Origin of the sequence: Pseudomonas capsici, assembly GCF_017165765.1 — a bacterium.
Taxonomy (GTDB): Bacteria; Pseudomonadota; Gammaproteobacteria; order Pseudomonadales; family Pseudomonadaceae; genus Aquipseudomonas; species Aquipseudomonas capsici.
Window position 1 is genome coordinate 288,433 of the sequence record NZ_JAFGZD010000005.1, and the last position, 26,262, is coordinate 314,694.

Below are 26,262 nucleotides of genomic sequence, written 5' to 3' on the forward strand. Positions count from 1 at the left end.
AGCCTGGTTGTCATTCGCTATCAGGTTCTGTGGCGGGTGCCACAAGACGGCCAGCATCCTTGGCCAGAGACTTGAGAAACTCGTTCTGCAGTTGTGGATCGTTGCGTGTCAGCTCGATCAGGCTCTGCTCCAGCTCGCTGGCTTCTTCTTCAAGGCCCAGTTCCGAAAGACGCTTGACCCGATGCACCCACTGTTTGACTTCATCGTCTTCCAGGTCATCGTAGATCAGCTCGTGAGCTTCCAGCAGCTTGCCCCGCAGTGACTGGCTGATCGGCAGGCTGGCATTGGCGTGAGCATTGTCCTGATCGTCCTCGATGTTGAGGTACAGGCGCGTGACCCGGCTCAGGTCCTGTTCGGCAAACGGGCTGTCGAGCAGGTTGAGGCGCAGGACTCCGTTGCGATCGGTATTCAATTCATGAGTTTCGTTGCCTGCCTTGACCATGACCGGACGCTCGTTCCAGGGCAGGGTGGAGTTCTCGATTCTCTTGTCCTTCTGGACTTCATCGATACTGGCCAGGTTCTGCTGCGCACGGCCATGGGACGGTGCGTTCATGAACGGGTTCAGGCCGGCCACGCCGTAATTGATCCAGTCCTTGGTCACGCTGTCCGGCAGGCTGCCGAGCGTGAAGACGTTGACCACGTTGGCGCCGATGCCGGCGACTACTGCGACGGCTCCCAGCGGAATCTCGTAGATTTCCCGCCAGGGTTGATAGGGGGTATAGCGGTCGTAATGACGGGTCACTTCAAAGTCGGTGACCTCGAAGGATTTATGTTCGTGGATACGTACCCGGCGCTGTGGCAGCTCAAGGGTCTTGGGCTCGCCGATATCGATCTGCAGAGTGTGTTCCAGCAGTTTGCGCTCTATGCGTTCTTCGTGCTCGCTGCGCTGTGACAGTTGATTGGCACAACCGCTGACGAGGAAGGTGCCGCACAGAACGGCGCTGCCGAGGCTTAGGGTGCTTCGTCTGAACATGGGATCTCTTGATGCGGATTGGGCATGTGATGAGTGGCGCGCCCGCAGGACGGGCGCGCTTGTGACTCAGCGTTTTACACGGCCCTGAATGAACGACAGCACGTCGGCGACCGCAATGGCTTGTGGTTGCGACTCGGTTCGGCTCTTGTATTCCAGATTGCCTTCGGCCAGACCACGATCGCTGACCACGATGCGATGCGGAATACCGATCAGTTCCATGTCGGCGAACTTGATGCCCGGGCTGGTTTTCTTGTCGCGGTCATCGAGCAGGACTTCAAAGCCCGCGGCAGTCAGTTCGGCATACAGCTTGTCGGTCGCTTCGCGAACAGTGTCCGTTTCATAGCGCAGTGGAACCAGGGCGATGTGGAACGGTGCCAGGGTATCGTTCCAGATGATCCCGTTTTCATCGTTGTTCTGTTCGATGGCAGCTGCCACGACGCGGGAGACGCCGATACCGTAGCAACCCATGGACAGGTTGACGGGTTTGCCGTTTTCGCCCAGCACCTGGCACTTCATTGCTTCGCTGTACTTGGTGCCCAACTGGAAGATGTGGCCGACTTCGATGCCGCGCTTGATTTCAAGCGTGCCTTTGCCGTCCGGGCTCGGGTCGCCTGCGACGACGTTGCGCAGGTCGGCAACGGTCGGTACAGGCAGGTCGCGTTCCCAGTTGACGCCGAAGTAGTGCTTGTCGTCGATGTTGGCGCCGACCGCGAAGTCGCTCATCAGCTCGACCGAACGGTCGATGATGCACGGCAGTGGCAGGTTCAACGGGCCCAGGGAGCCTGCGCCTGCACCGATGGCGTCACGCAGTTCGGCTTCGGAAGCCATCACCAGCGGGCTGGCGACCTGTTCCAGCTTGGTGGCCTTGATTTCGTTGAGTTCGTGGTCGCCACGAATGATCAGCGCAATCAGCTTGCCTTCCTCGGCGGCGTGGACGATCAGTGTCTTGACGGTCTTTTCGATCGGCAGGTTGAAGCCTTCGACCAGTTTCGCGATGGTCTTGGTGTCGGGTGTATCTACCAGACGCAGTTCTTCGGTTGCAGCGCCGCGAGTCTTCTCGCGAGGCACGGCTTCGGCTTTCTCGATGTTGGCGGCGTAGTCGGAACCATCGCTGAACACGATATCGTCCTCACCGGAGTCGGCCAGTACATGGAACTCATGCGAGCCGGCACCGCCGATGGAGCCGTTGTCGGCTTCTACAGGACGGAATTTCAGGCCCAGACGTGTGAACACGTTGCTGTAGGCCTGATGCATGCGGTCGTAGGTTTCCTGCAACGAAGCATGATCGGCGTGGAAGGAGTAGGCGTCCTTCATGACGAACTCGCGGCCGCGCATCAGGCCGAAGCGTGGGCGGATCTCGTCACGGAATTTGGTCTGGATCTGGTACATGTTGATCGGCAACTGCTTGTAGCTGTTGAGCTCGTTGCGGGCCAGATCGGTAATGACTTCCTCGTGGGTCGGGCCCAGGCAGAAGTCACGGCTGTGACGGTCGACCAGGCGCATCAGCTCGGGGCCGTACTGCTCCCAGCGGCCGGATTCCTGCCACAGTTCGGCGGGCTGGATACCCGGCATCAGTATTTCGAGCGCGCCGGCAGCGTCCATTTCTTCACGAACGATGGCTTCGACCTTGCGCAATACGCGCAGGCCCATGGGCAGCCAGGTGTAGAGGCCGGAAGCCAGCTTGCGGATCATGCCAGCGCGCAGCAGCAGCTGATGGCTGACCACGACTGCATCGGAAGGGGTTTCTTTCTGTGTGGCGAGCAAAAATTGACTGGTGCGCATGGTTGGCCGTTGTCTGTTGCTGGGACTGGAAATGACCCGGCATTGTACGGTGGTGTGCCGGTCGCGTACAGGGCGCGGCTGGCGCTGAGTCACAGGGCTGTGCTTTTGGGACTATATGAAAAAACCCGGCATCGAGCCGGGTTTTTTTCAACTGACAGAGATCGGCCTGTGATTACAGGACCGAAATCGGGTAGTCGACGATCAGGCGGAACTCGTTGACGTCGCCGTCGAAGCTGTTGCCTGCGTTAGCACGGTGCCATGCCTGACGAATGCGGAAGGACAGGTCTTTGGCCGGGCCGCTTTGCAGCACATACTTGGCTTCAAAGTCGGTTTCCTGATGCTTGCCGTTGTCGCCATACATGCCAACATATGCACTGCCAGCAGGTGTTTTGGTGCCGTCAATGTCATAACCGCGGACGTGGCGAGTCATGAAGCTCAGGCCAGGAACGCCGTAAGGAGTCATGTTCAGGTCGTAACGAACTTGCCAGGATTTCTCGTTAGGGGCGTTGAAGTCGGAGTACTGAACGGAGTTGTTCAGGAAGATCGAGTCGCCACCACGGTTGTTGTCACCGATACCGATATAGTCGAACGGAGTGTTACCGTCGACTTTCTGGAAGGCCAGAGTCACGGTATGGGCGGCTGCGAAGGAGTATGCAACGGAGCCGGAGGCCGTAGTGTTGTTGATCGAGCCAGCGTTGGCGTTGCCTTCGTCGAGGGTGCGATAGAGGTTGGCATCGAACGCCAGAGACTGGTCGCCGCCCAGAGGCAGTGCGTAGTTCACGTTGGCGTAGTACTGATTCCAGACGTCTTCCAGTTTGGAACCGTAGAGCGCAACGCCCAGATTATCGGTAATGGCATATTTGCCGCCGATGAAGTCGGCGCTACGGGCCGGTACGCCATCGCCGTTTCTGGCGTAGTTGGCATAAATCCTGCCGCTACGGTTTGTGTCATCCTGGCTGGTACCTGAGTAGTAATGACCTGCTTCCAGATCCAGACCTTTGAGTTCGCTGCTTTGCAGGCTGATACCGCTTGCGGTCTGAGGCAGGAGGCGGCTACCGCCAACGGCAAATACAGGGCTCGTAGGCTGCATGTCGCCGACTTTCAGCTCGGTTTTGGAAATGCGGAATTTGACTGCTCCACCGAGTTTGCCAAGAGTTTCTTCGTTTCTGCCCTGACGGTCGGTCACCAGGTTGCCGGAACCGGAGTATTTGTCAGGACCCCAGAGTTTCAGGCCAAAGTAGCCGAACGCATCGACGCCGACGCCGACTGTGCCCTGGGTGTATCCCGAGCTGTAGTTGGCCCAGAGGCCTTGGGTCCAGTCGCGATCATCCTGAGCGGTTTCTTTCTTGTCACGATTGTAATAATAGTTGCGCAACTTCAGGTTAAGAGTGCTGCCCTCGACAAAGCCCTTGGCTTCAGACTGGTCACTGACAAACGGTGCTGCTGTTGCCATTTGGACGCTGGCTGCCGTAACGGCCAGTGCGATTGCGCTCCACTTCATCACTCTCATCGTGATTGCTCCTTTGGTTTTAAGAAGTTTCAGGCCGTCCCACCTGTTTTTTTATCTGGGCGGCTCTTTCTTTTTTTGTCGGCGAAAATCTATATCACGCTGACCGTGGTTACGATAGTTGCAAACCTGTCTTTCCGAAATCTTTACGCCGATGTCGTTAAATGTTTCGCGCAGGTCGCATCCACCTCATTCCTTATCTGATCATCGGCCTCGATACCATTGAAATCTCGTATCCGGATTGTGATAAGCCGGCTACAGAAGGCTTCAGGGTTTGTGCTCGAAGCTGCAAGCTGTCGCTTCCCTTGGTCCCGATGCTTCTGCTTTCCGCCAGGAGCATCGTGACCATGCGGGGTGTTGAAGCAACAAGCGTGCACAAAGTTCAAAATTTTTGAAAAAAAATGTGAAATTTCAGTTTTTACCTGGTGTTCTGACCATAACCTTATGATTTCCATCGGATTGTCCAGGTGGAGGGAGAAGGCGCTGGGCAAGCCGTTCGTTAGCTCTCTGCGATGTGAAGAGCCAGAAATGTTACTGCCAGCACCGGTATTTGAGTAAAACCCGGGACAGTGCTCTTTTTGGTATGCCAAAGTGTTTCTTTTTGGTGCGTCGGCTCGTAACGCTGCCACAACCTGGATCTCGCCCTTCATCTGCCAATAGGGTTGGCATGAGGTTGTTTCATTTTTATGTCCTCATGTGGTTTTTTGCTGCTTTTACGTATCGAAGGCAGCCGCAAGGTACTGGCCGATGAAAGGTGTGCATGGTTCAAATTGGTGCGGTTGTCGTGTGTGGATGAACAGGTTGGTGCGTGGGGCTTTTCAGGCATCTTCGCGGCTTATCGACGAAATGCATTCTGCCGGGTGAAGCGCCGTCCGATCCTGCGTATCCTGCGGGTCAGATATTCAACCTGGGAGCTTTTATCGTGTTCGTTCTGGATTCGCGCCTCAAGCAGGACACCTTGCCTATCGGCGATTTCCCGCTGTGCCGGCTGTTACTGTCCAATGATTCCCGTTACCCATGGTTCATCCTGGTGCCGCGTTGCGCAGATGTCAGTGAGATTTTTGAGCTGGAGGCAAAGGATCAATTGCAGTTGTGGCAGGAAACCACCGCTCTGTCTCAAATCCTGAAGGGCGTATTCGACGCTGATAAACTCAATGTCGCGGCGTTGGGTAATGTTGTCAGTCAGCTTCACATGCACGTCATCGTGCGCAAGCGTGAAGATGCTGCCTGGCCTGCGCCTGTATGGGGCAAACATCCGGCTCTTCCTTATACGGACGAGCAGTTCGCAGCCGTTCTCGAGCGCTTGAGGCCGGTGTTGACGCAGGATTTTCGATTTGAGGGTGAATGACCATGAATCTTGAAGAGCGAGTCATGGAGCTGGAAAGCCGCCTGACCTTTCAGGAGGATACGCTCCAGGCGTTGAATGATGTGCTGGTGGTACAGAGGCGCGAGCTGGATCGTCTGCAGTTGCAAATGACCGCAATGCTCAAGCGTCAGGAAGAAATGGGCAGTCAGTTCGATACGTTCGTCGAGGACGCTCCGCCGCCTCATTACTGATGGTTATTGCATAAAAAAACCGCGCTTTCCCTGAGGAGAGCGCGGTTTTTTATTGGGCGGCAGAATCAGCGGCGCGGCAATGCGGCGATGACGTCTTCTGCCTGCAGGCCTTTGTCGCGGTTCATTACGGAGAACTCGACGCGCTGGCCTTCGACGAGTACGCGATGGCCTTCACCGCGAATGGCGCGAAAGTGAACGAAGATATCGTCACCCGAGTCGCGGGAGATGAAACCGAAACCCTTGGAGGTGTTGAACCACTTCACGGTGCCGGTATCGCGATTGCCCAGGTCCTGATTTTGAGGTGCCGGGGAGGGAGAGGATCTGTAGAAGCTCACTCCCAGATGCAGTGCCACGGCGGCAATGGCGACAATCAGGCTGGTCATTATGGCTGGTTGACCAGCGATTTTATCGAGCGGAACGAGCAGGGTGAGGATCTGTATGATGACGGCAAGAACAAGCAATGCACTGACCAGATTCTGCAGTTTGTGACGTGGTCCCCGGTTCCAGTAGGGGATCACTGGGGCGAGTACCAGGTTGAGCAGCCCGAAGAAAGCCAGATAAAGCGCATCGGGTTGGAGCATTTCACTACGCAGGCTGGGTATCAGGGACAGCAGCAGGGCTGCTGCTCCTGTTACCAGGTGGACGATTTTCAACATTTTAAAAACTCACATTAAGAAGGATCACAAGGAAATAGCTGGTAGCGCCCGGTACGCTTCTGAAAAAGTGGAGGCGTGATGCACGAGCGATGGTCCAGCCTATGCGCTACAGCCGGATGGCAGGATCGGTAGCGACACGTCGTGTATTTAACAGCAAAGCCGAACTCTACTCAAATCAAGTACCTGCGCGGCCTTGCAGGTTTTGTTGACGCCAGTAAAGCGTCTGTCTCGATGACCCCTGACAGCCTTGAGATAGAGCTTGCGAGCGGCTTCCGGCGAATTCATGGAACTCGCTTTGGCGGCGACGTGTCAGACAGGCTTGACGAATCAGGCGCTACTTTCCTGTATGGGTGTGCCTATTTGAGCGCGTGCACCAATAGAAGGCTGCGTCCGCTGGCGTCTCTTGATAAAGTAGCTCTGTTACTGCTTTCCAATCCTCATTTAAAAGGGCATGAAACATGGCAATCGATATCGGTATCAGTGAAGAGGATCGCAAATCGATCGTGGACGGTCTTTCGCATCTGCTTGCGGATACTTATGTACTTTACCTCAAGACTCACAACTTTCACTGGAATGTCAGTGGGCCGATGTTTCGCACGCTGCACCTGATGTTTGAAGAGCAATACAACGAACTGGCTCTGGCTGTCGACTCCATCGCCGAGCGTATTCGTGCTCTGGGCTTCCCGGCGCCAGGTACGTATTCGACTTATGCTCGCCTGTCTTCGATCAAGGAAGAAGAAGGCGTACCAAGTGCTGAAGATATGATCAAAAGTCTGGTTCAGGGCCAAGAGGCTGTTGTCCGTACAGCTCGTAGTCTTTTTCCTCTGCTGGATAAAGTCAGTGATGAGCCGACTGCAGATCTGCTGACCCAGCGTATGCAGGTTCATGAGAAGACTGCGTGGATGCTGCGCTCGATGCTCGAGACCCGCTGACAGCAGGGCTTCTGTCTTCATGATCCGGGCGCGCTGCCGTTACCTGTGGCAGCGCGCTGTCGGATATTTCATGGTGCTGCGCTTGCAGCATGTTGTGAAAACGTAAAAATATAAATATTAAACACACGCCAATATTTTCTTAAGTTATAGCGCCTTTGGTATTTCCTTATTCTGTGTTCTTTTGTAGTCATCTCCTACAGAAAAAGGGTAAGGCTTCTACTGGATATAAGATCTTTAATCGGGCCTTATAGGAATCACATTTATTTATTTTTAAATGTTTCCTATCGGGATTCGAATTGATTTTCTAAAGGTGGAATAGCCATGGTCAGAGGTGTTGAACGTGAGGTCAAAGATTCAAGCAGGCATTCGTCCATACGCAATGATCCTTTTGTCGAGGATTTCAATATGAATCTGGCGCAGCCGCATTCCAAGTCGGTGCGTCTTAACGGGCTGGCGACATGCCTGCGTCTGGAAAAGGTCTACTGGAATATATTGTCGGCCATTGCCCGATCCAATAACTGCTCCGTAAATGCCGTGCTTTCCTATATCGACAGGGAGGTGCACCTGCGTTACGGCGGTGTGAAGAATTTCAGCGGGCTGATCCGCGTTGTCTGTGTCGCGCACCTTTTGAAGGCCGATCGTCTTGATCAGGTTCAAGCCTGATGTTTCTCCGGGCTCGCTTGCGGCGGGTCCTTTCGAAGGGGGGGCAGGCCTGTTGACCGGTACTTATGCGAACTTATCCAGGCCGGATGAGTTCGTTCGGCTGCACGGCCTCGATTAACTCTATATAATCCTTCGCCTTGCTGACGGGCATGGCTCCGCGTGGCAGGGACTGGCTTGAACTGGATGCCGGTGCCTTGCACTATTGAGCGGCCAGGAGCGAAAGCCCCACCGAATTTCGAATTACGAGAAGTGAACACACCATCATGATGCGCAGCCATTATTGCGGCCAACTGAACGAAAGTCTGGAAGGTCAGGAAGTTACCCTTTGCGGATGGGTCCACCGCCGTCGTGACCACGGAGGCGTGATTTTCCTCGATATCCGCGACCGTGAAGGCATGGCCCAGGTAGTGTTCGATCCCGATCGTGCGGATACCTTTGCCGCTGCCGACCGTGTGCGCAGCGAATATGTCGTCAAGGTTGTCGGCAAGGTGCGTGCCCGTCCGGCGGGTGCCGTCAATGCCAACATGGCTTCCGGTGCCATTGAAGTGCTGGGCTACGAACTGGAAGTCCTGAACGAGTCCGAGACTCCGCCGTTCCCGCTGAACGAATACTCCGATGTCGGCGAAGAAACCCGCCTGCGTTACCGCTTCATCGACCTGCGCCGTCCTGAAATGGCCGAGAAGCTGCGTCTGCGTTCGCGCATCACTACCAGCATCCGTCGCTATCTGGATGACAACGGCTTCCTGGATGTCGAGACGCCGATCCTGACTCGCGCCACGCCGGAAGGCGCTCGCGACTATCTGGTACCAAGCCGCACACACCCCGGCAGCTTCTTTGCCTTGCCGCAATCGCCTCAGCTGTTCAAGCAACTGCTGATGGTGGCCGGCTTCGACCGCTACTACCAGATCGCCAAATGCTTCCGTGACGAAGACCTGCGTGCCGACCGTCAGCCTGAGTTCACTCAGATCGACATCGAGACCAGCTTCCTCGGCGAAGAAGACATCATCGGTCTGACCGAGAAGATGGTTCGTCAGTTGTTCAAGGAAGTCCTGGACCTGGAATTCGGTGAATTCCCGCACATGACCTTCGAAGAAGCCATGCGCCGCTATGGTTCCGACAAGCCAGACCTGCGCAACCCTCTGGAACTGGTCGATGTTGCCGATCAGCTCACCGGTGTCGAGTTCAAGGTGTTCAGTGGTCCGGCCAACGATCCGAAAGGCCGCGTTGCTGCCTTGCGCGTACCGGGCGCTGCCAGCATGCCGCGCAGCCAGATCGACGACTACACCAAGTTCGTCGGCATCTACGGTGCCAAGGGCCTGGCTTACATCAAGGTCAACGAGCGTGCGAAAGGCCATGAGGGTCTGCAGTCGCCGATCGTCAAGTTCATCCCTGAAGAGAACCTCAACGTCATCCTCGATCGCGTTGGCGCTGTCGATGGCGATATCGTGTTCTTCGGTGCCGACAAGTTCAAGGTCGTCAGCGAGGCTCTGGGCGCGCTGCGCATCAAGGTCGGTAACGACCTGAAGCTGCACACCTGCGAGTGGGCGCCAATGTGGGTTGTCGACTTCCCGATGTTCGAAGAGAACGACGACGGCAGCTTCAGCGCGTTGCACCACCCCTTCACGGCGCCAAAGTGCACCCCTGAAGAGCTGGAGGCCAACCCTGGCAAGGCGCTGTCCCGCGCCTACGACATGGTGCTCAACGGCACCGAACTGGGCGGCGGTTCGATCCGTATCCACCGCAAGGAAATGCAGCAGGCCGTATTCCGTCTGCTGGGTATCGACGAAAACGAGCAGCAGGAGAAGTTCGGCTTCCTGCTCGACGCTCTGAAATACGGCGCTCCACCTCATGGCGGCCTGGCTTTCGGTCTGGACCGTCTGGTGATGTTGATGACCGGTGCCCAGTCGATTCGTGAAGTGATTGCCTTCCCGAAAACCCAGAGTGCTGCCGATGTCATGACCCAGGCGCCTGGTGTCGTGGATGCCAAGGCTCTGCGTGAGCTGCACATTCGCCTGCGCGAGCAGCAGAAGGCCGAGTGATGCGGGGCAGGGCGCGTTCGTGATGCGCCCTGCATCGAGCCTGTCGAGTGAAAGCCTTTTGCCCGTGCAGACGGGCAAAGGGTGAAGGTGTTTCAAAAAGAATCTGGAGCGAGAAATGGCAGGTCATTCTAAGTGGGCGAACATCAAGCACCGCAAAGAGCGTCAGGATGCCAAGAAAGGCAAGATCTTCACCAAGTGGATTCGTGAACTGACTGTCGCTGCCCGTCAGGGTGGTGGTGATCCGGGTTCCAACCCGCGTCTGCGTCTGGCACTGGACAAGGCGCTGGGGGCCAACATGACCCGTGACACCATCGACCGTGCTGTTGCGCGTGGTGTCGGTGCGGACGATGGCAATGATGTCGAGGAGCTGGGTTACGAGGGTTACGGCCCTGGCGGCGTTGCAATCATGGTCGAGGCCATGACCGACAACCGCAACCGTACCGCCGCTGCCGTTCGTCATGCTTTCACCAAGTGTGGCGGCAACCTGGGGACTGACGGTTCCGTAGCCTATCTGTTCGATCGCAAGGGGCAGATCTCGTTTGCTGCCGGTGTCGATGAAGACGCTCTGATCGAAGCGGCAATGGAAGCCGATGCCGACGATGTCGTGAGCAACGAAGATGGTGCCGTCGACGTGTTCACCTCGTTCGCCGGTTTCTACGCCGTGCGTAACGCGCTGGAGGCTGCGGGTTTCAAGGCTTCTGACGCAGAAATCGTCATGCTGCCGACCACCAGTGCCGTGCTTGACCTGGAAACCGCAGAAAAGGTGCTCAAGCTGATCGACATGCTTGAAGACCTGGATGACGTGCAGAACGTCTATTCCAACGCGGAAATCCCGGATGACGTTCTGGAGCAGCTTGGCTGATTGCAGGTTGCTCGCTGTACATTGGAGGCCGGAGGCAGGAAGCGGTGAGTATCACGCCGCTATCGGCCTCCGGCTTCTGCCTTTATGCTGCATCTATTGTTTTTGCGTTACTTCTCGAGTTGCGGGCGTTATGACTCTTATTCTTGGTATCGACCCCGGTTCGCGAATCACCGGTTATGGCGTTGTACGTGATACCGGGCGTGGTTGTGTCTATGTGGCTTCGGGCTGCATTCGCACGGGAGCAGGCGAGCTGCAGGAAAGGCTGCAGATCGTGTTTCGCGGCGTGCGTGAAATCATCAGGACACATGGTCCTGTCACCATGGGGATCGAAAAGGTCTTCATGGCGCGCAACGCCGATTCTGCACTGAAGCTGGGGCAGGCCCGCGGGGCTGCGATTGTGGCGGGTGCCGAAGAAGGGCTGGAAATTGCCGAATACACGGCCACTCAGGTCAAGCAGGCGGTTGCCGGGACCGGTAGAGCCAACAAGGAGCAGGTGATGATGATGGTCATGCATTTGCTCAAACTGACCCAGAAACCCCAGATCGACGCCTCCGATGCACTGGCCATTGCGCTGTGTCATGCGCACACGCGTTCAAGCCTGATCCCCCATGGTCTGGGCACTGCACGCAGTCGCGGTGGCCGGTTGCGTCTCTGACTGCATCATTCGCATGCATATTTTTGCTTGCAGGTCTGGCTACTCCTGTGATGATGGTGTTCATATTTTTTGCACTGGCGACGCCAGCGATGGGCAACACGAAAGGATCTGATACGTGATTGGACGTTTACGTGGCTTTCTCGCCGAGAAACAGCCACCGCATCTGGTACTGGACGTCAATGGCGTCGGCTATGAGCTGGAAGTACCCATGACAACGCTTTATCGTTTGCCGCATGTTGGTGAGCCGGTGACCTTGCATACCCATCTGGTGGTTCGCGAAGATGCGCATCTGCTTTATGGTTTTTACGAGAAGCGCGAGCGTGAGCTGTTTCGCGAGCTGATTCGCCTCAATGGCGTCGGCCCGAAACTGGCGCTGGCGCTGATGTCGGGCCTTGAGGTCGATGAACTGGTGCGTTGCGTCCAGGCGCAGGATACTTCGGCGCTGACCCGGATTCCCGGGGTCGGCAAGAAGACCGCCGAGCGTCTGCTGGTCGAGCTCAAGGACCGTTTCAAGGCCTGGGAGGCGTTGCCGGGCACCTTTGCCCTGGTTTCCGATGGTCCCAATCAGGCCGAGCCAGTGGCCTCGGCCGAGTCCGATGCGGTCAGTGCGCTGATTTCCCTGGGCTACAAACCTCAAGAGGCGAGCAAGGCCGTCTCCGCGATCAAGGAAAAAGGCTTGAGCAGTGCAGATCTGATCCGACGGGCTTTGAAGGGGATGGCGTAAGTGATTGAAGCTGATCGCCTGATTACCGCCAGCAGTGGCCGTGATCGTGAGGAACAACTGGACCGTGCCATTCGTCCTCTGAGCCTGGCCGACTACATCGGCCAGCCGACCGTGCGCGAGCAGATGGAGCTGTTCATCCAGGCTGCACGCGGGCGCAACGAGTCGCTGGATCACACCCTGATCTTCGGTCCGCCGGGGCTGGGCAAGACCACGCTGGCCAATATCATTGCCCAGGAAATGTCGGTATCGATCAAGAGCACGTCCGGTCCTGTGCTGGAGCGTCCGGGAGACCTGGCGGCGATTCTGACCAACCTCGAACCTCACGATGTGCTGTTCATCGATGAAATCCATCGTCTGTCCCCCATCGTCGAAGAAGTGCTGTACCCGGCCATGGAAGACTTCCAGCTGGACATCATGATTGGCGAGGGCCCTGCCGCCCGTTCCATCAAGCTCGATCTGCCTCCTTTTACCCTGGTGGGTGCGACGACCCGCGCCGGCATGCTGACCAATCCTCTGCGTGACCGTTTCGGGATCGTTCAGCGTCTGGAGTTCTACAGCATCGCCGATCTGTCGACCATCGTGTCGCGCTCCGCCGGTATTCTGGGGCTGGCCATCGAGCCGGAAGGGGCTTTCGAGGTTGCCCGCCGTGCTCGCGGAACACCGCGTATCGCCAACCGCCTGTTGCGGCGCGTACGGGATTTTGCCCAGGTTCGCAGTGATGGCCACATCACTCGGCAGACCGCCGACAAGGCCCTGAACCTGCTGGATGTCGACGAACACGGTTTCGATCATCAGGACCGGCGTCTGCTGCTGACCATGATCGAGAAGTTCGACGGCGGTCCTGTTGGCGTAGACAGTCTGGCGGCTGCCATCAGTGAGGAGCGACACACCATTGAAGACGTGCTGGAGCCCTATTTGATCCAGCAAGGCTATATCATGCGCACACCGCGTGGACGGGTCGTTACCCGGCACGCTTACCTGCACTTCGGGCTGAACATTCCTTCGAGAATGGGCGAGATGCCAGCGTCGGAAGATTTTGCAGATGGCACGACCTATTAATAGTGGCCACCAGCGATTTATTTGTACTTTCGGTGGTCAGATTGCCAGCGTGATGGCAGAAGCCATCAATAAGTGGCCAAACCATGAAAAACAGTTGCCTGACCCGATTGGCAACCCGAGGAGTAAGCACTAGAGTATGCGCGCGCAAAACGGGGCACCGTCGTTCGCACATCGCTGTCGCGTTTATTACGAGGACACCGATGCAGGCGGCATCGTCTACTACGTCAACTATTTGAAATTCATGGAGCGGGCTCGTACCGAGCAGCTGCGAGAGTTGGGCTTTGCCCAGTCCGAGCTGGCGAAGGAGGACCTGCTGTTCGTCGTGCATTCCGCCGAGGCTCGTTACCACAAGCCTGCGCGGCTGGACGATGAGTTGCTGGTAAGCGCCGAAGTAATCGAATTGAACCGTGCCAGCCTGCGCTTCAAGCAGCAGGTCAGGCTGGCTGCGGATGCAACGCTGCTCTGTGAGGGGCAGTTTTTGGTGGCGTGTGTACGCGCCGATAGTTTGAAAACCCGGGCCATTCCCGAAGCTTTGCGAGCGGCCTTTGCCGGCCAGAGCGGCGCGGGCATACATTCAGAGCAGGAGATAAAGCGTGGAAGCTAACGTAGTCGACCATACCTCCATGTGGAGTTTGGTCAGCAATGCCAGCATTGTTGTTCAGTTGGTAATGCTGATGCTTGTGGCTGCTTCAGTCACTTCGTGGATCGTGATTTTTCAGCGCGGCAACATGCTGCGTGCCGGTCGACGCGCCCTGGACAGCTTCGAGGAGCGTTTCTGGTCGGGTATCGATCTGTCAAAGCTGTATCGCCAGGCGGGCAGCAACCCTGACCCGGACTCCGGCGTCGAGCAGATCTTCCGTGCCGGCTTCAAGGAATTCTCCCGTCTGCGTCAGCAGGCTGGCGTCGATCCGGATGCCGTGATGGAAGGTGTGGCCCGTGCCATGCGCGTCGCAATCTCCCGTGAGGAAGAAAAACTGGAAACCGGCCTGCCATTTCTGGCGACCGTAGGTTCCACCAGCCCTTATATCGGTCTGTTCGGTACGGTCTGGGGGATCATGAACTCTTTCCGCGGTCTGGCGACTGCGCAGCAGGCGACCCTGGCCACTGTGGCTCCCGGTATCGCCGAGGCACTGATCGCAACGGCCATCGGCCTGTTCGCGGCCATTCCGGCTGTTATCGCCTACAACCGTTTTTCCGCTCGCAGTGAAACCCTGATCGGTCGTTACTACACGTTCGCCGAAGAATTCCAGGCGATCCTGCACCGTAAAGTGCATACCAGCGAAGAGTGAGCAGGTAATTCCCCATGGCTTTAATCGCTCGAGATCGTCGCAGAAAACGCAAGCCGGTCGCCGAAATGAACGTGGTGCCATACATCGACGTGATGCTGGTGCTGCTGGTCATCTTCATGGTGACCGCTCCCATGATCAACCAGGGCGTGAAAGTCGACTTGCCCAAGGTCTCCAGCGAGGCTTTGCCGCAAGACAACAACAATCAGGTCCTGACCATTTCGATCAAGGCTGACAAGACCTACTACTGGAACCTTGGCAGCGAAGTCGATACCGACAAACAGATGGACAAGGCAATGACCCTGCCGCAACTGACCGCGGCCGTGACCAAGATAGTCGCTGCCGGCCGTGATGCCGGCAAGCAGACGCAGGTCTTCATTCGTGGCGACAAGACCGTAGACTACGGTTCTGTCATGGGCACGATGGGCGGACTGCAGAAGGCTGGGGTAGGGAATGTTGGCTTGATTACTGAGGCCCCCTGATGCAGCCGATTCGAGAGCCGTCTGCCTCGGAAAGCTACTTCTGGCCCTCTGTCTGGGCTGTGGCACTGCATATCCTGATTTTTGGCATGCTTTTCGTGAGCTTTGCCATGACTCCCGAGTTGCCTGAAGCAAAGCCGATCGTTCAGGCTACGCTTTACCAACTCAAGTCCAAGAGCCAGGCGACAACCCAGACCAACCAGAAGATTGCCGGCGAGGCAAAGAAAGCCGCTGCACGACAGACTGAAGTCGAGCAGCTGGAGCAGAAGAAGATCGAGCAGCAGAAACAGGAAGCTGTAAAGGCTGCGGAACAAAAGAAAGAAGAGGCTGCTCAAAAAGCCGAAGAACAGAAGGCCCAGGAACAGAAGGCTGCTGACGAGGCGAAGAAGGCCGAGCAGAAAGCCGAGGAAGCCAAAAAGGCCGATGAGGCCAAGAAAGCTGCCGATGCGAAAAAGGCCGAAGAGAAACAACTGGCTGATATAGCCAAGAAGAAAGCCGAAGAAGAGGCGAAGAAAAAAGCCGAGGAAGACGCAAAGAAAGCCGCCGCCGAGGAAGCCAAGAAACAGGCTGCCGATGAAGCGAAGAAAAAAGCGGCTGAGGACGCGAAGAAAAAGGCTGCCGAAGACGCCAAGAAGAAAGCTGCTGCAGATGCCGCGGCCAAGAAAGCTCAGGAAGCTGCTCGCAAGGCTGCAGAGGACAAGAAGGCCCAGGCTCTGGCCGACCTGCTTTCCGACAAGCCGCAGCGGCAACAGGCTCTGGCCGATGAAGTGGGCGATGAGGTAGCGGGTAATTTCGACGACCTGATTCGCGTACGTGCATCCGAGGGCTGGGCTCGCCCACCTTCTGCTCGCAAGGGCATGGCAGTGGTACTGCAGATCGGCATGTTGCCGGACGGCACAGTGACTTCGGTGACTATTGCCAAGTCCAGTGGTGACGGTCCGTTCGACAGTTCGGCAGTGGCAGCGGTCAAGAATATTGGTCGTTTGACAGAAATGCAGGGTTTGAAGCCAGCGGACTTCGCTCCCTATCGTTCATTCAAGATGACATTCACACCTGAGGATCTAGCCTTGTGATTAACCTTCTTCGAGGACTGCTTTTGGTTCTTTGCTGTGCGGCGGGCTTAGCCGTCGCGGAAGAAAAGAACATCATGGTCACCAGCGGAAGTGACCGCGCCACTCCGATTGCTGTCGTGCCTTTTGGCTGGCAGGGCGGCAATGTGCTGCCTGAAGACATGGCCGATATCGTGAGTAACGACCTGCGCAACTCGGGTTACTACTCGCCGATTCCAAAACAGAACATGATCAGCCTGCCGACTCAGGCCAGCGAAATCATTTTCCGTGACTGGAAGGCACTGAATGCGCAGTACGTCATGGTCGGCAACATCGTCCCGGCGGGCGGTCGTCTGCAGATCCAGTACGCGCTGTTCAACGTTGCCACCGAGCAGCAGGTCCTGACCGGCAGCGTGTCGGGCACCAATGACCAGTTGCGGGACATGGCGCACTACATTGCCGACCAGTCGTTCGAAAAACTGACCGGCATCAAGGGCGCGTTCTCTACCCGCATGCTCTACGTGACCGCCGAGCGCTTCTCGGAAAGCAACACCCGTTACACCCTGCAGCGTTCGGATTACGACGGTGCCCGTGCCGTGACGCTGCTGCAATCGCGCGAGCCGATCCTGTCGCCACGCTTTGCGCCGGATGGCAAGCGTATCGCCTACGTATCGTTCGAGCAGAAGCGTCCACGCATTTTCGTACAGCACATCGATACCGGTCGTCGTGAACAGATCACCAACTTCGAAGGCCTCAACGGCGCGCCTGCATGGTCGCCCGATGGTGGCAAGCTGGCGTTCGTACTGTCCAAGGACGGCAACCCCGAGGTTTACGTGATCAACCTGGCCTCCCGCCAGCTGACCCGTGTAACCAACGATTCGTCCATCGATACCGAACCGTTTTTCGGCAAGGACGGCTCCACGCTGTACTTCACGTCGGACCGTGGCGGCAAGCCACAGATCTACAAGACCAACATCAATGGCGGTGGTGCCGAGCGTGTAACGTTCGTGGGCAACTACAATGCCAACCCGAAATTGTCGGCGGATGAAAAGACGCTGGTAATGATTCACCGGCAGGACGGCTTCACCAATTTCAAGGTAGCGGTACAGGATTTGGCTCGCGGAAGTGTAAAAATCCTCACAGATAGCAACCTTGATGAGTCGCCTACTGTTGCGCCCAACGGCACCATGGTAATCTACGCCACCCGCCAGCAGGGCCGGGGAGTCTTGATGCTCGTGTCCATTAACGGACGCGTAAGGCTCCCGCTTCCTACCGCTCAAGGCGAAGTCAGAGAACCTTCCTGGTCCCCTTACCTGAACTGACGCGGCGCTACACGATTTGCTTAACACACTGGGGTTCATTAGGAGTTTCAAGATGGAAATGTTGAAGTTTGGTAAGTTTGCTGCGCTGGCTCTGGCCATGGCTGTAGCTGTTGGTTGCTCGTCCAAAGGCGGCGATAACGCTGGCGCTGGCGCTGTTGACCCTAACGCTGGTTACGGTGCCAACACTGGCGCTGTAGATGGCAGCCTGAGCGAAGAAGCTGCTCTGCGTGCAATCACCACCTTCTACTTCGAATACGACAGTTCGGATCTGAAGCCAGAAGCACTGCGTGCTCTGGACGTGCATGCCAAGGACCTGAAAGCCAACGGCGCTCGCGTCGTTCTGGAAGGCAACACCGACGAGCGTGGTACTCGTGAGTACAACATGGCTCTGGGCGAGCGTCGTGCGAAAGCCGTTCAGCGCTACCTGGTACTGCAAGGCGTTTCCCCAGCTCAGCTGGAACTGGTTTCCTACGGCGAAGAGCGTCCAGTTGCTACCGGCAACGACGAGCAGTCCTGGGCTCAAAACCGTCGCGTCGAACTGCGTAAGTAATTTGACATGCGAACGTGCCGACGTGCTCTAACCGTTTTGGCCCTCACCCTCCCGCTTTCTGCGTGGGGTGCGGTTCCTGTGGTCGATGACAATTCTGGCTCTGGCAGCAGCAGTTATCCGCCAGCGGGTTATGGCACGTCCGGCGCCTATGCCGGGGGAGGGGTTTCGGCCCCGACCTCGGCAAATGGTCAGCTGTTCATGCAGCTGCAGCAAATGCAGGAAGAAATCGCGCGCTTGCGTGGTCTCGTTGAAGTCCAGCAGAACGACATTCAGCGCATGAAGCAGGAAGCGCTGGAGCGTTATCAGGATCTCGACTCGCGTATCTCCAGTGGCGCAGCCGCTGCAGCTACCAATAATTCCCAACCGTCTGGCGGCAATATTGACGCCAGCGGGACGCCTTCGGCCCCTGCGGCCCAGGCTCCGGCAGCAGGCACAGAGCCTCCTGATCCGGCGAAGGAAAAGCTCTACTATGAAGCTGCCTTCGATTTGATCAAGGCCAAGGATTTCGATAAAGCCAGTCAGGCTTTTACCGCTTTCCTTCGCAAGTACCCAAACAGCTCGTATGCGGGCAATGCCCAATACTGGCTGGGTGAAGTGAATCTGGCCAAGGGCGATCTTCAGGGCGCTGGTCAGGCATTTGCCAAGGTCAGTCAGTTGTACCCGAAGCACGCCAAGGTGCCTGATTCGCTTTACAAGCTGGCCGATGTCGAGCGTCGCCTCGGCCACACCGACAAGGTCAAGGGCATCCTGCAGCAAGTTGTAGCCCAGTATCCGGGCACTTCGGCTGCACAATTGGCACAGCGGGATCTTCAGCGTCTCTGACGCAAAGGCCCGCCATTCAAGAAAGCCGCGCTTGTCGCGGCTTTTTTCGTTAGAATTTCGCACCCGAAATTCCGGTAACTATTACGCTTCGCTGGATTCTGCGACTGCAGGGTGCTTTGAAGTGCCTGACGGAGGCGGACGGCCTGTTTAGCTGTTACGCCCGTGGCCCATATGCAAGACACATTACGTATCACCGAAATCTTTTACTCGTTGCAGGGTGAAACTCGTACGGCTGGGCTGCCCACCGTATTCGTGCGCCTCACGGGTTGTCCCTTGCGCTGCCAGTATTGCGACAGTGCCTATGCGTTCAGCGGTGGAAAGATCCTGACGCTGGATGACATTCTTGAGCAGGTCGCTGCCTATCGCCCGCGTTATGTCTGTGTAACCGGTGGCGAACCGCTTGCCCAGCCCAATGCCATTCCCTTGCTTGAGCGTCTGTGCGATGCCGGTTACGAAGTTTCACTGGAAACCAGTGGCGCTCTGGACATTTCGGCTGTAGACACTCGCGTCAGTCGTGTCGTCGACCTGAAGACTCCAGGCTCGAAGGAAGTCGCTCGCAACCGCTACGAAAACATGGAGTTGCTGACGCCCAACGATCAGGTCAAGTTCGTGATCTGCTCCAGGGATGACTATGACTGGGCTGTGTCCAAGCTGATTCAGTACGGGTTGGACAAGCGGGCAGGTGAAGTGCTGTTCTCGGCCAGTCATCATGAGTTGAAGGGGCGGGACCTGGCAGACTGGATCGTGGCAGATAATCTGCCGGTCCGCTTGCAGATGCAGTTGCATAAAATTCTTTGGGACGACGAGCCAGGGCGCTGAAATGAGTGAATTGACCATGACCGAAAAACGAGCCGTAATCCTGCTGTCCGGCGGGCTTGATTCAGCCACAGTGGTGGCCATGGCCCGTGCCGAAGGCTACGCCTGTTACACCATGAGTTTCGACTATGGCCAGCGCCACCGTGCCGAGCTGAATGCTGCTGCACGTGTCGCACGGGATCTGGGGGTCATCGAGCACAAGGTTATCGGCCTCAACCTCAATGGCATCGGTGGCTCGGCATTGACCGACAGTTCCATTGCCGTTCCCGAGGCACCGACTGAAGGCATTCCGGTCACCTATGTGCCGGCGCGCAATACCGTGTTCCTGTCCCTGGCCCTCGGCTGGGCAGAAGTGCTGGAAGCCCGCGACATCTTTATCGGCGTCAATGCCGTGGATTATTCGGGTTATCCGGATTGCCGCCCCGAGTTCGTCGAGTCGTTCGAGCGCATGGCCAATCTGGCAACCAAGGCCGGTGTGGAAGGCCAGGGCTTCAGTATTCGGGCACCGCTGCAAAACCTGAGCAAGTCCGACATCGTCAGGGCGGGTGTGGCTCTGGGTGTCGATTACGGACTGACCGTTTCCTGCTATCAGGCCGATGACGAAGGCCGTGCATGTGGCAAATGCGACAGTTGCCGCCTGCGCGCAGAAGGCTTTGCCGCCGCCGGTGTTGCAGACCCGACACGTTATTTTTAATTTTTTTACACAAAGGTGTTGAATTACTGATAGAAATCAGTAATATACGCGCCACGCAACAGAGGGTCGTTAGCTCAGTTGGTAGAGCAGTTGGCTTTTAACCAATTGGTCGTAGGTTCGAATCCTACACGACCCACCATTTTTACAGCGGTTCGTGAGTATCTAGAGAGCGGGCATTTAAGTAAGCCAGTTCCTGTTCTTGCAGTCGTATGAAGCGAGCTTAAGGCTTGTTTCAGCGTTATATCAATATGAAATAGCCCACTGCCATTATCGGTGAGTGGGCTTTTTCGTTTTCGTGATTAGCAAATTATCGCGTTTCATAATCAGCTGGCTAGCTGGGCTGTAGCCTCGGTATGCGGTGCTACCCATGCCTAACCGTTAGGGTTCTTCAAGCTCACGCAGTGAATCCTGCCGGTAGCGGCATCCCTTTAGCCTGAGTGGCCGGATTCTTAAGCCTTCAGTTACACCTGACAGTACCCGGCATGCGGTGTGCTGGACTAAGGCCCATTAGCATTGCATGGTCAAACGAGTCCTCAGTGACACGACATGGAGGCATTCTTAAGTCTGCCCGTCGCGTCTCAGGGCCCTCCCTATTCATAAGCCTCTCAGCAACCTTTCCTACCTGCATGGCTGCATTGCGATGGCATCAAGCTCGCGGTCGAAACTGGCTTTCTCAGCAGCGCTCAAGAAGCCTTGCTGGTTTACAAGGCGGTCGGTCTGATTTCGGATGGCTTGGCAAAGCTTCAAGTGAATGCCTTCAAGCTGATTTCCTGCAATCCGCAAGCCTCTTCACCAGAGGTTTATCAGAAGGGGCGACTTATCGGGCGGGCTCGCCTAGCCGATCCTTCGGCGTAGGAGGTTCTGGATCGCTACGTGGTAGATGAATGTCCATGTTGCCAATTTTTAATTCAGCTCATCACCTTTGAGCCAATTGATGTGTCGCGAGAAGCACTCCTGATATAAACATCAGCCAAATTATCACTCTGCGAAATTGGCCATCGTTTAATCGATAGAAAACGGCTACTCCCAGCTTTGATGCAATAAGAGTGGCTGGAAGAGCAATAGCCATCATGACTAGAGTGTCGCTTGAGTAATATCCATTTCGAGCAAAAATCATTACCGCGATGGCGAGTATCACTACGTTATACGGCCTCAAGACAGCGCTGGTTTCCGTTTTCGTCCAGGGCTGCATTGCGCACCACATCGTTGGCAGAGGCCCTGACAGAGAAGCAATGCCCCCTAAAAAGCCACCGCTTAGACCTATCAATGAATCCACCACCGGCATTGGCCGACTGAACTGAGGCAAGGAGCGACGTAGTGTGAAGAACGCGCCATAAAGCAGCATAAATCCAGCAATTACCATCTTCAGCACTTGGCCGTTGATCATTTCTAAGATGGCTGCACCTGCCGGCAAGCCTGCTAGCGCGGGTAGGAGAAAACGAGGTAGTTTACTCAGGCCAGAATTCAAATCCTTTCTAATCAGCCAAAGACTCTGCAATCCGCTCGCAACGGACATCGCCGCAACTATGGCGACAGCCTGCCAGGTCGGCATGATTTGGAGCCAAATCCCTAGTGAAAACAGCGCTGTACCGAAGCCAGCCAAACCGTTTATGAAGCCCCCTGCGGCGGCACCTGTTATCAGCAGGGCTATACTTTCGAAAGACAAGAAGGCTCCTCATATTTTTGGTCTGCATTAGCCCGCATGTAGCGGATGCTTCAAATGCACGTTACCAGTCCAGCCCATGCGCTGAAACTCTGCCTTGAGTTGGTTGGGTGTCATCCTGGTGCCCATCAAATGATTCTCCCCACAATACGCCAGGCTCTGCCGCAGCATAGGGCGCCGAACTTGCCCGCCGATTGTGGCAGCAGTCCGTTGTGATGACGACATCGGTAGTCAACTGACGTGATCGGCAGCGGAGAAGCAGAACATTGAGCTACGTGGCCTTCGATGCCTCCTTGCTGTCTTTCGTCCGCCCCTCTCACAACGGCGCCTGTCCGGCAATCGGTAAGGTCGACCTCTTTAATTCATGTGGTTGCATGATTTAGCACGATGATGCATGATTTTGCTTGTTTGGCGTTGCACATCATCAGGAGTTGCGCATTGACTGAAGACAACCGATTCCCTGCAGAACGCGCTCAAGTCGTGCTGGAACTGCTCCGTGAGCATGGCAGAGTCTCATCCGGCGATCTGGCTGTGCGCTTTGGCATATCTGAGGACTCTATTCGTCGCGATCTACGGGAGCTGGCCAGCCAAGGACTGTGTAAGCGCGTCTACGGCGGCGCTGTGCGGGCGAGCGAGGAGGTTCCGAGCTTCGATCAGCGTGCGCAGCAAGGAGTCTCGGGAAAGATTGGGCTGGCTTCAGGCATCTGCGCACTGTTGCAGCCGGGGCAGACTGTCTTTCTCGATGCGGGAACAACCAACCTGGCTGTTGCTCATAACCTGCCAGAGCGCAGTGACCTCACCCTCATCACTAACTCTCCTCAGATCGCCATTGCCGCCGGCCAGCGTTGCGGCGTGCAAGTCCAGTTGATCGGCGGTCTTTTCTCCCCCGAGGCAGGGGGGGTATTGGGTGCCGAAGCGGTATTGCAGCTACAGGGGCTACGCATGGACGTCTGCGTTCCCGGTGCCTGTGCATTGGATGCTTTGACTGGCGTCTGGGCCACCAACGCAGAAGAAGCTGCACTGAAGCGTCAGGTAATCGCGAGCAGCTCGCGTGTCATCGTGGCCGCTTCTGCAGAAAAGCTAGGTACCGAAGGTAGCCATCACATTGTGGGGCTGTCCGAAGTCGATGACCTGGTGATCAACACAGGCACCTCCGAGAGTCACCTCAAGGCCTTCGCCAAGTGGGGCGTTCGCGTCCATCAGTTCCCCTACTAACACTTCCAAACATCGTAGACGGTCCGAATGTCCATGGCACTTACCTCCAGCGATCGCGCGCAGCAGTACGCCACACGTGCTGCTTTCTTCATTCCGGGATTCGCTACAGCAATCTGGGCCGTGCTGGTTCCGTTTGCGAAGAGCCGTACCGGGGTCGACGACGGCGTTCTTGGCTTGATCCTGCTTTGCCTGGGAGCTGGCTCGCTTTTGGCTATGCCCGTTTCTGGTGCGCTGGCAGCTCGCTTTGGCTGTCGGAACGTGATGATTGCAACGACTGCGATCATCTGTGTCAGCCTGCCGTTACTGGCCATCGCTTCCAACGCATGGTTTCTCGGAGGCGCACTATTTGTCTTCGGCGCCGGCGTGGGGGCGATGGACTGTACGATGAACATGCAGGCGGTTGTCGTGGAGCGCGAAGCCGGTCGGGCGATGATGTCGGGCTTCCATGCATTCTTCAGCATTGGTGGCTTCATTGGGGCTACCGCGATGACTGCGCTACTGTCCGCGCGCATTGGAACGGCTACTGCAGCGTTTACAGGCATAGTTACTATGGCGGTGATTGCAGCGCTGTCGCTCAAGCATTGGCGTGGCGAAGCTCTGCATCAGGACGGCCCTCTACTGGCCTGGCCCAAGGGCATCGTTCTGTTCCTGGGCATCCTGGCGTTTGTGGTGTTCTTGGCGGAAGGTTCGATGCTGGACTGGAGCGCGGTATTTCTGGTGGATGTCCGCGAAGTGAAGCCCGCCATGGCTGGCCTGGGCTACGTCATCTTCGCGCTGACCATGACCGTGACCCGCCTTTTAGGTGATTCTGTGGTCGAGCGCCTGGGGCGCATTCGATCCATTGTCGTGGGTGCCCTGCTGGCGGGCGTCGGTTTCATGACGCTTACCTGGGTGACCCCGTGGCAGGCCTCGCTTGCGGGCTACGTGTTGCTGGGCTTGGGTTGCGCCAACATCGTACCAGCAGTCTTCTCTCTAGCCGGTAATCAGAAGCGCATGCCCGAGAGCATCGCCATTACGGCGGTCACCACACTTGGCTACTCCGGTGTTCTTGCCGGTCCCGCACTGATCGGGTTCGCAGCCCACGGCATCGGCCTGGAAGGCGCTTTTACAGGGGTGGCCGTTCTTCTGATCGGCGTAGCTCTTTCCACTCGCTGGCTCAAGGTCTGAGGAGCAATCCTGCAATGAAGATAGAAACCTCGTTCCTTCATCAGCTTGCCGATCTTGCCGACGCGCAGACGCTGTCCCGGTTCCGCAGGCCGATTGAGATCGACGCCAAGTACAAAGAAGGCGACAAGTTTGACCCCGTTACCGATGCTGATCGCCAGGCGGAAATTGCAATGCGCGCACTCATTCGAGAGCGCTTCCCCGACCATGCAATCCTCGGCGAGGAGTTCGGATCCGAAGGCAGCAATGCTTTTTGCTGGGTACTCGATCCGGTAGACGGTACCAAGCCATTCATCTGTGGCATCCCGGTGTGGGGTACGCTCATAGGGCTGACCCACCAAGGCGTGGCCACGCGCGGAATGATGAGTCAGCCGTTCACCGGGGAGCGCTTCTGGGCCGACGCCGATGCAGCGTGGTACCAGCGCGGCTCATCTGTGGAGCGCATGCAGACCCGACGGGTTGATTTGTCTGAGGCGATCTTGCACACGACCAGTCCGCAGGGATACCAAGGCGCTCTGGCAGATGGTTTCGACCGTGTGAAGGATCAGGTTCGGATGACCCGATATGGTGGGGAATGCTACGCCATGGTCATGGTTGCAGCAGGCCATATCGATCTGGCTCTGGAGCCATCCCTGCAGCCCTATGACATCGTGGCGCTCATTCCGATCATCGAGAAGGCCGGTGGAGTCGTCACGCGTCTGGATGGCGGGCGTCCTGAGGTCGGAGGCGCTGTACTGATCTCGGGTAGCGCAGCACTGCACGAACGAGTGTTAGGTATCCTGCGATGATGGGGTGGGTAGAGAAAACGGACAAAATCGTACGCTAAGCGCCGGGCATGTCAGGATGAGGTCATGGAGGGTGCAGCCGAGCCATCGGAAAATGCAGAAAACGGCCCCACTCCTGACTCGAAACGAATGATCAGCCTGACGCCCGGTGAGGCATAGCCAATTGACTTTTAACCAATTGGTCGTAGGTTCGAATCCTGCACGCCCCACCATTTTTCTGGACTTGAGCGACATGTTCAGGGCCTGTCACAAAGATCCACTCACGCGATCTTCGTTCTTGTGCCGAAGTTTTCCTCGCAATACCCCCATACTTCTTGCCGCTTCGCCAGACCCGCAAGCCTGGCGAAGCGCAAACTTCAATTCGCGGCGCTGTCACCATGAGTCTTGGCCAGCTCCTTCGCATGCATGAGGTGTTCCTTCAGCTTGGGGAGCGTGTCAGCAGCGAAAGCTTTCAGGTCGGCGTCCTCGCCGTTTGCCGCTTCTTCCTCGAAAAGGGCAATGGTTTCCTCGTGGGCCGTCACCTGATTATTGATATATGCCCGATCGAAAGGCTTGGCGTTGCGTAGCTCCAGCATCATCGACTTCATCTTGTCCATCACCGTCGTGTCATCCGAAACCTCCAGATTCTTGCTTTCGGCCAGGGCCTTGAGCTTGTTGTTGGCTGCCGTGTGGTCCTGGACCATTTGTCTGGCAAATTTCTTCACGTCGTCAGAGCTGCCTTTTTCCTGCGCAAGTTTGCCGGCTTCCACTTCGGCAATACCTTTGGCGGAGGCATCCTCCACGAAGTCAGAGCTGTCCTGGGCAGCGAAGGCCGTCTGACCAGTCAGGGAAATCAACAGTGCAAGCGCGGACGTTTTGATTAAGTGAGCCATTTGATTCTTCCTTTTATCGGTCTTGTAGGGCATGGATTTACGGCTTGTATGAGTTCGGACTGAGGGCTTTCTCGATTCGTTCAGCCTTTTTCCCGAAGTGCATGGGGGCTGATCGGCTGGACTCATGCCTGCTGTC

27 protein-coding genes, 1 tRNA gene and 1 pseudogene are annotated in these 26,262 nt (G+C 56.6%); 22 read left to right on the forward strand and 7 right to left on the reverse strand.

Going from position 1 to position 26,262, the window contains the following annotated elements:
• Positions 1-10: 10 nt before the first annotated feature.
• The 3 genes from JSY17_RS09520 to JSY17_RS09530 all read right to left on the reverse strand — a co-directional run bounded on the left by JSY17_RS09520 (position 11) and on the right by JSY17_RS09530 (position 4,265).
• Positions 11-973, reverse strand: a complete 963-nt coding sequence (locus JSY17_RS09520; protein ID WP_117183602.1) for a hypothetical protein — start codon at positions 971-973, stop codon at positions 11-13.
• Between the two features lie 66 nt (positions 974-1,039).
• Positions 1,040-2,755, reverse strand: a complete 1,716-nt coding sequence (locus tag JSY17_RS09525; protein ID WP_206400867.1) for a proline--tRNA ligase — start codon at positions 2,753-2,755, stop codon at positions 1,040-1,042.
• Between the two features lie 172 nt (positions 2,756-2,927).
• A complete protein-coding gene (locus JSY17_RS09530; protein WP_200978278.1) occupies positions 2,928-4,265 on the reverse strand; it encodes an OprD family porin in 1,338 nt (445 codons plus the stop codon).
• Positions 4,266-5,184: 919 nt separating this feature from the next.
• Between JSY17_RS09530 and JSY17_RS09535 the strand changes: the two genes are divergently transcribed.
• Both JSY17_RS09535 and JSY17_RS09540 read left to right on the forward strand, forming a co-directional pair.
• Positions 5,185-5,610, forward strand: coding sequence for an HIT domain-containing protein (locus tag JSY17_RS09535; RefSeq protein WP_122369785.1), 426 nt, complete (start codon positions 5,185-5,187; stop codon positions 5,608-5,610).
• A gap of 2 nt (positions 5,611-5,612) precedes the next feature.
• A complete protein-coding gene (locus JSY17_RS09540; RefSeq protein WP_025258996.1) occupies positions 5,613-5,819 on the forward strand; it encodes a SlyX family protein in 207 nt (68 codons plus the stop codon).
• A gap of 65 nt (positions 5,820-5,884) precedes the next feature.
• On the opposite strand, the gene JSY17_RS25980 is transcribed toward JSY17_RS09540, so the two are convergent.
• Together JSY17_RS25980 and JSY17_RS25985 are read right to left on the reverse strand one after the other, a co-directional pair.
• A complete protein-coding gene (locus JSY17_RS25980; protein ID WP_004667445.1) occupies positions 5,885-6,106 on the reverse strand; it encodes a cold shock domain-containing protein in 222 nt (73 codons plus the stop codon).
• A gap of 108 nt (positions 6,107-6,214) precedes the next feature.
• Positions 6,215-6,475: pseudogene (locus JSY17_RS25985) on the reverse strand (cold shock domain-containing protein membrane protein); the annotation flags it as partial.
• Positions 6,476-6,933: 458 nt separating this feature from the next.
• On the opposite strand from JSY17_RS25985, the gene JSY17_RS09550 reads away from it, so the two are divergent.
• The 17 genes from JSY17_RS09550 to JSY17_RS09630 all read left to right on the forward strand — a co-directional run bounded on the left by JSY17_RS09550 (position 6,934) and on the right by JSY17_RS09630 (position 20,566).
• Complete coding sequence (locus JSY17_RS09550; protein WP_117183598.1) at positions 6,934-7,407, forward strand: Dps family protein; 474 nt, start codon at positions 6,934-6,936, stop codon at positions 7,405-7,407.
• A 321-nt stretch (positions 7,408-7,728) separates the two neighbouring features.
• Positions 7,729-8,070, forward strand: coding sequence for a ribbon-helix-helix domain-containing protein (locus JSY17_RS09555; protein WP_162880427.1), 342 nt, complete (start codon positions 7,729-7,731; stop codon positions 8,068-8,070).
• Between the two features lie 263 nt (positions 8,071-8,333).
• Positions 8,334-10,109 (forward strand): aspartate--tRNA ligase, encoded by a 1,776-nt coding sequence (aspS, locus tag JSY17_RS09560; RefSeq protein WP_117186494.1) that lies wholly within the window; start codon positions 8,334-8,336, stop codon positions 10,107-10,109.
• A 115-nt stretch (positions 10,110-10,224) separates the two neighbouring features.
• Entirely contained in the window at positions 10,225-10,971 is a 747-nt protein-coding gene (locus JSY17_RS09565; RefSeq protein WP_206400869.1) for a YebC/PmpR family DNA-binding transcriptional regulator, read from the forward strand.
• Between the two features lie 130 nt (positions 10,972-11,101).
• On the forward strand, positions 11,102-11,626 hold the full coding sequence (ruvC, locus tag JSY17_RS09570) for a crossover junction endodeoxyribonuclease RuvC (RefSeq protein WP_206400871.1): 525 nt from the start codon (positions 11,102-11,104) through the stop codon (positions 11,624-11,626).
• A gap of 115 nt (positions 11,627-11,741) precedes the next feature.
• A complete protein-coding gene (gene ruvA, locus JSY17_RS09575; RefSeq protein ID WP_117164654.1) occupies positions 11,742-12,350 on the forward strand; it encodes a Holliday junction branch migration protein RuvA in 609 nt (202 codons plus the stop codon).
• Positions 12,351-13,409 carry a Holliday junction branch migration DNA helicase RuvB gene (gene ruvB, locus JSY17_RS09580; RefSeq protein ID WP_122369735.1) on the forward strand — a complete coding sequence of 353 codons (1,059 nt, stop codon included), beginning with the start codon at positions 12,351-12,353 and terminating at the stop codon, positions 13,407-13,409. It begins immediately after the preceding gene.
• A 136-nt stretch (positions 13,410-13,545) separates the two neighbouring features.
• Positions 13,546-14,013, forward strand: coding sequence for a tol-pal system-associated acyl-CoA thioesterase (gene ybgC, locus JSY17_RS09585; protein WP_206400873.1), 468 nt, complete (start codon positions 13,546-13,548; stop codon positions 14,011-14,013).
• Positions 14,003-14,698: a protein TolQ gene (gene tolQ, locus JSY17_RS09590; RefSeq protein ID WP_117164657.1), complete on the forward strand. Its 696-nt coding sequence runs from the start codon at positions 14,003-14,005 to the stop codon at positions 14,696-14,698. Before ybgC ends, tolQ begins: the two co-directional genes overlap by 11 nt.
• Positions 14,699-14,712: 14 nt before the next feature.
• Complete coding sequence (tolR, locus tag JSY17_RS09595) at positions 14,713-15,177, forward strand: protein TolR (RefSeq protein ID WP_002554654.1); 465 nt, start codon at positions 14,713-14,715, stop codon at positions 15,175-15,177.
• Positions 15,177-16,247 carry a cell envelope integrity protein TolA gene (gene tolA, locus JSY17_RS09600; protein ID WP_117164658.1) on the forward strand — a complete coding sequence of 357 codons (1,071 nt, stop codon included), beginning with the start codon at positions 15,177-15,179 and terminating at the stop codon, positions 16,245-16,247. The genes tolR and tolA overlap by 1 nt, the downstream gene beginning before the upstream one ends.
• Positions 16,244-17,545, forward strand: a complete 1,302-nt coding sequence (gene tolB / locus JSY17_RS09605; RefSeq protein WP_025259008.1) for a Tol-Pal system beta propeller repeat protein TolB — start codon at positions 16,244-16,246, stop codon at positions 17,543-17,545. The genes tolA and tolB overlap by 4 nt, the downstream gene beginning before the upstream one ends.
• A gap of 52 nt (positions 17,546-17,597) precedes the next feature.
• Positions 17,598-18,095: a peptidoglycan-associated lipoprotein Pal gene (gene pal, locus JSY17_RS09610; protein WP_025259009.1), complete on the forward strand. Its 498-nt coding sequence runs from the start codon at positions 17,598-17,600 to the stop codon at positions 18,093-18,095.
• 6 nt (positions 18,096-18,101) lie between these two features.
• Positions 18,102-18,917, forward strand: a complete 816-nt coding sequence (gene ybgF, locus JSY17_RS09615) for a tol-pal system protein YbgF (RefSeq protein WP_117164659.1) — start codon at positions 18,102-18,104, stop codon at positions 18,915-18,917.
• Between the two features lie 171 nt (positions 18,918-19,088).
• A complete protein-coding gene (queE, locus tag JSY17_RS09620; protein ID WP_206400875.1) occupies positions 19,089-19,736 on the forward strand; it encodes a 7-carboxy-7-deazaguanine synthase QueE in 648 nt (215 codons plus the stop codon).
• A gap of 16 nt (positions 19,737-19,752) precedes the next feature.
• Positions 19,753-20,427: a 7-cyano-7-deazaguanine synthase QueC gene (gene queC, locus JSY17_RS09625; protein WP_206400952.1), complete on the forward strand. Its 675-nt coding sequence runs from the start codon at positions 19,753-19,755 to the stop codon at positions 20,425-20,427.
• Positions 20,428-20,490: 63 nt separating this feature from the next.
• Positions 20,491-20,566 (forward strand) — tRNA-Lys (locus tag JSY17_RS09630).
• A 777-nt stretch (positions 20,567-21,343) separates the two neighbouring features.
• Here the strand turns inward: JSY17_RS09630 and JSY17_RS09635 are convergent.
• Entirely contained in the window at positions 21,344-22,093 is a 750-nt protein-coding gene (locus JSY17_RS09635; RefSeq protein ID WP_200978288.1) for a sulfite exporter TauE/SafE family protein, read from the reverse strand.
• 435 nt (positions 22,094-22,528) lie between these two features.
• On the opposite strand from JSY17_RS09635, the gene JSY17_RS09640 reads away from it, so the two are divergent.
• The 3 genes from JSY17_RS09640 to hisN are packed head-to-tail and all read left to right on the forward strand — an operon-like array spanning position 22,529 to position 25,257.
• On the forward strand, positions 22,529-23,305 hold the full coding sequence (locus JSY17_RS09640; RefSeq protein WP_200998993.1) for a DeoR/GlpR family DNA-binding transcription regulator: 777 nt from the start codon (positions 22,529-22,531) through the stop codon (positions 23,303-23,305).
• Between the two features lie 33 nt (positions 23,306-23,338).
• Complete coding sequence (locus JSY17_RS09645) at positions 23,339-24,472, forward strand: MFS transporter (protein WP_232849359.1); 1,134 nt, start codon at positions 23,339-23,341, stop codon at positions 24,470-24,472.
• A gap of 14 nt (positions 24,473-24,486) precedes the next feature.
• Positions 24,487-25,257: a histidinol-phosphatase gene (gene hisN / locus JSY17_RS09650; RefSeq protein ID WP_201012719.1), complete on the forward strand. Its 771-nt coding sequence runs from the start codon at positions 24,487-24,489 to the stop codon at positions 25,255-25,257.
• A 353-nt stretch (positions 25,258-25,610) separates the two neighbouring features.
• On the opposite strand, the gene JSY17_RS09655 is transcribed toward hisN, so the two are convergent.
• Positions 25,611-26,159, reverse strand: coding sequence for a DUF4142 domain-containing protein (locus tag JSY17_RS09655; RefSeq protein WP_404823337.1), 549 nt, complete (start codon positions 26,157-26,159; stop codon positions 25,611-25,613).
• Positions 26,160-26,262: the final 103 nt, after the last annotated feature.

Excerpts from the sequence above, each read along its gene's own strand:
- JSY17_RS09520 (WP_117183602.1), bottom strand. The coding sequence starts at position 973 with ATGTTCAGACGAAGCACCCTAAGCCTCGGCAGCGCCGTTCTGTGCGGC.
- JSY17_RS09525 (WP_206400867.1), bottom strand. The coding sequence starts at position 2,755 with ATGCGCACCAGTCAATTTTTGCTCGCCACACAGAAAGAAACCCCTTCC.
- JSY17_RS09530 (WP_200978278.1), bottom strand. The coding sequence starts at position 4,265 with ATGAGAGTGATGAAGTGGAGCGCAATCGCACTGGCCGTTACGGCAGCC.
- JSY17_RS09540 (WP_025258996.1), top strand. The coding sequence starts at position 5,613 with ATGAATCTTGAAGAGCGAGTCATGGAGCTGGAAAGCCGCCTGACCTTT.
- JSY17_RS09550 (WP_117183598.1), top strand. The coding sequence starts at position 6,934 with ATGGCAATCGATATCGGTATCAGTGAAGAGGATCGCAAATCGATCGTG.
- JSY17_RS09555 (WP_162880427.1), top strand. The coding sequence starts at position 7,729 with ATGGTCAGAGGTGTTGAACGTGAGGTCAAAGATTCAAGCAGGCATTCG.
- aspS (WP_117186494.1), top strand. The coding sequence starts at position 8,334 with ATGATGCGCAGCCATTATTGCGGCCAACTGAACGAAAGTCTGGAAGGT.
- JSY17_RS09565 (WP_206400869.1), top strand. The coding sequence starts at position 10,225 with ATGGCAGGTCATTCTAAGTGGGCGAACATCAAGCACCGCAAAGAGCGT.
- ruvC (WP_206400871.1), top strand. The coding sequence starts at position 11,102 with ATGACTCTTATTCTTGGTATCGACCCCGGTTCGCGAATCACCGGTTAT.
- ybgC (WP_206400873.1), top strand. The coding sequence starts at position 13,546 with ATGCGCGCGCAAAACGGGGCACCGTCGTTCGCACATCGCTGTCGCGTT.
- tolR (WP_002554654.1), top strand. The coding sequence starts at position 14,713 with ATGGCTTTAATCGCTCGAGATCGTCGCAGAAAACGCAAGCCGGTCGCC.
- tolA (WP_117164658.1), top strand. The coding sequence starts at position 15,177 with ATGCAGCCGATTCGAGAGCCGTCTGCCTCGGAAAGCTACTTCTGGCCC.
- pal (WP_025259009.1), top strand. The coding sequence starts at position 17,598 with ATGGAAATGTTGAAGTTTGGTAAGTTTGCTGCGCTGGCTCTGGCCATG.
- ybgF (WP_117164659.1), top strand. The coding sequence starts at position 18,102 with ATGCGAACGTGCCGACGTGCTCTAACCGTTTTGGCCCTCACCCTCCCG.
- queE (WP_206400875.1), top strand. The coding sequence starts at position 19,089 with ATGCAAGACACATTACGTATCACCGAAATCTTTTACTCGTTGCAGGGT.
- queC (WP_206400952.1), top strand. The coding sequence starts at position 19,753 with ATGACCGAAAAACGAGCCGTAATCCTGCTGTCCGGCGGGCTTGATTCA.
- JSY17_RS09645 (WP_232849359.1), top strand. The coding sequence starts at position 23,339 with ATGGCACTTACCTCCAGCGATCGCGCGCAGCAGTACGCCACACGTGCT.
- hisN (WP_201012719.1), top strand. The coding sequence starts at position 24,487 with ATGAAGATAGAAACCTCGTTCCTTCATCAGCTTGCCGATCTTGCCGAC.
- JSY17_RS09655 (WP_404823337.1), bottom strand. The coding sequence starts at position 26,159 with ATGCCCTACAAGACCGATAAAAGGAAGAATCAAATGGCTCACTTAATC.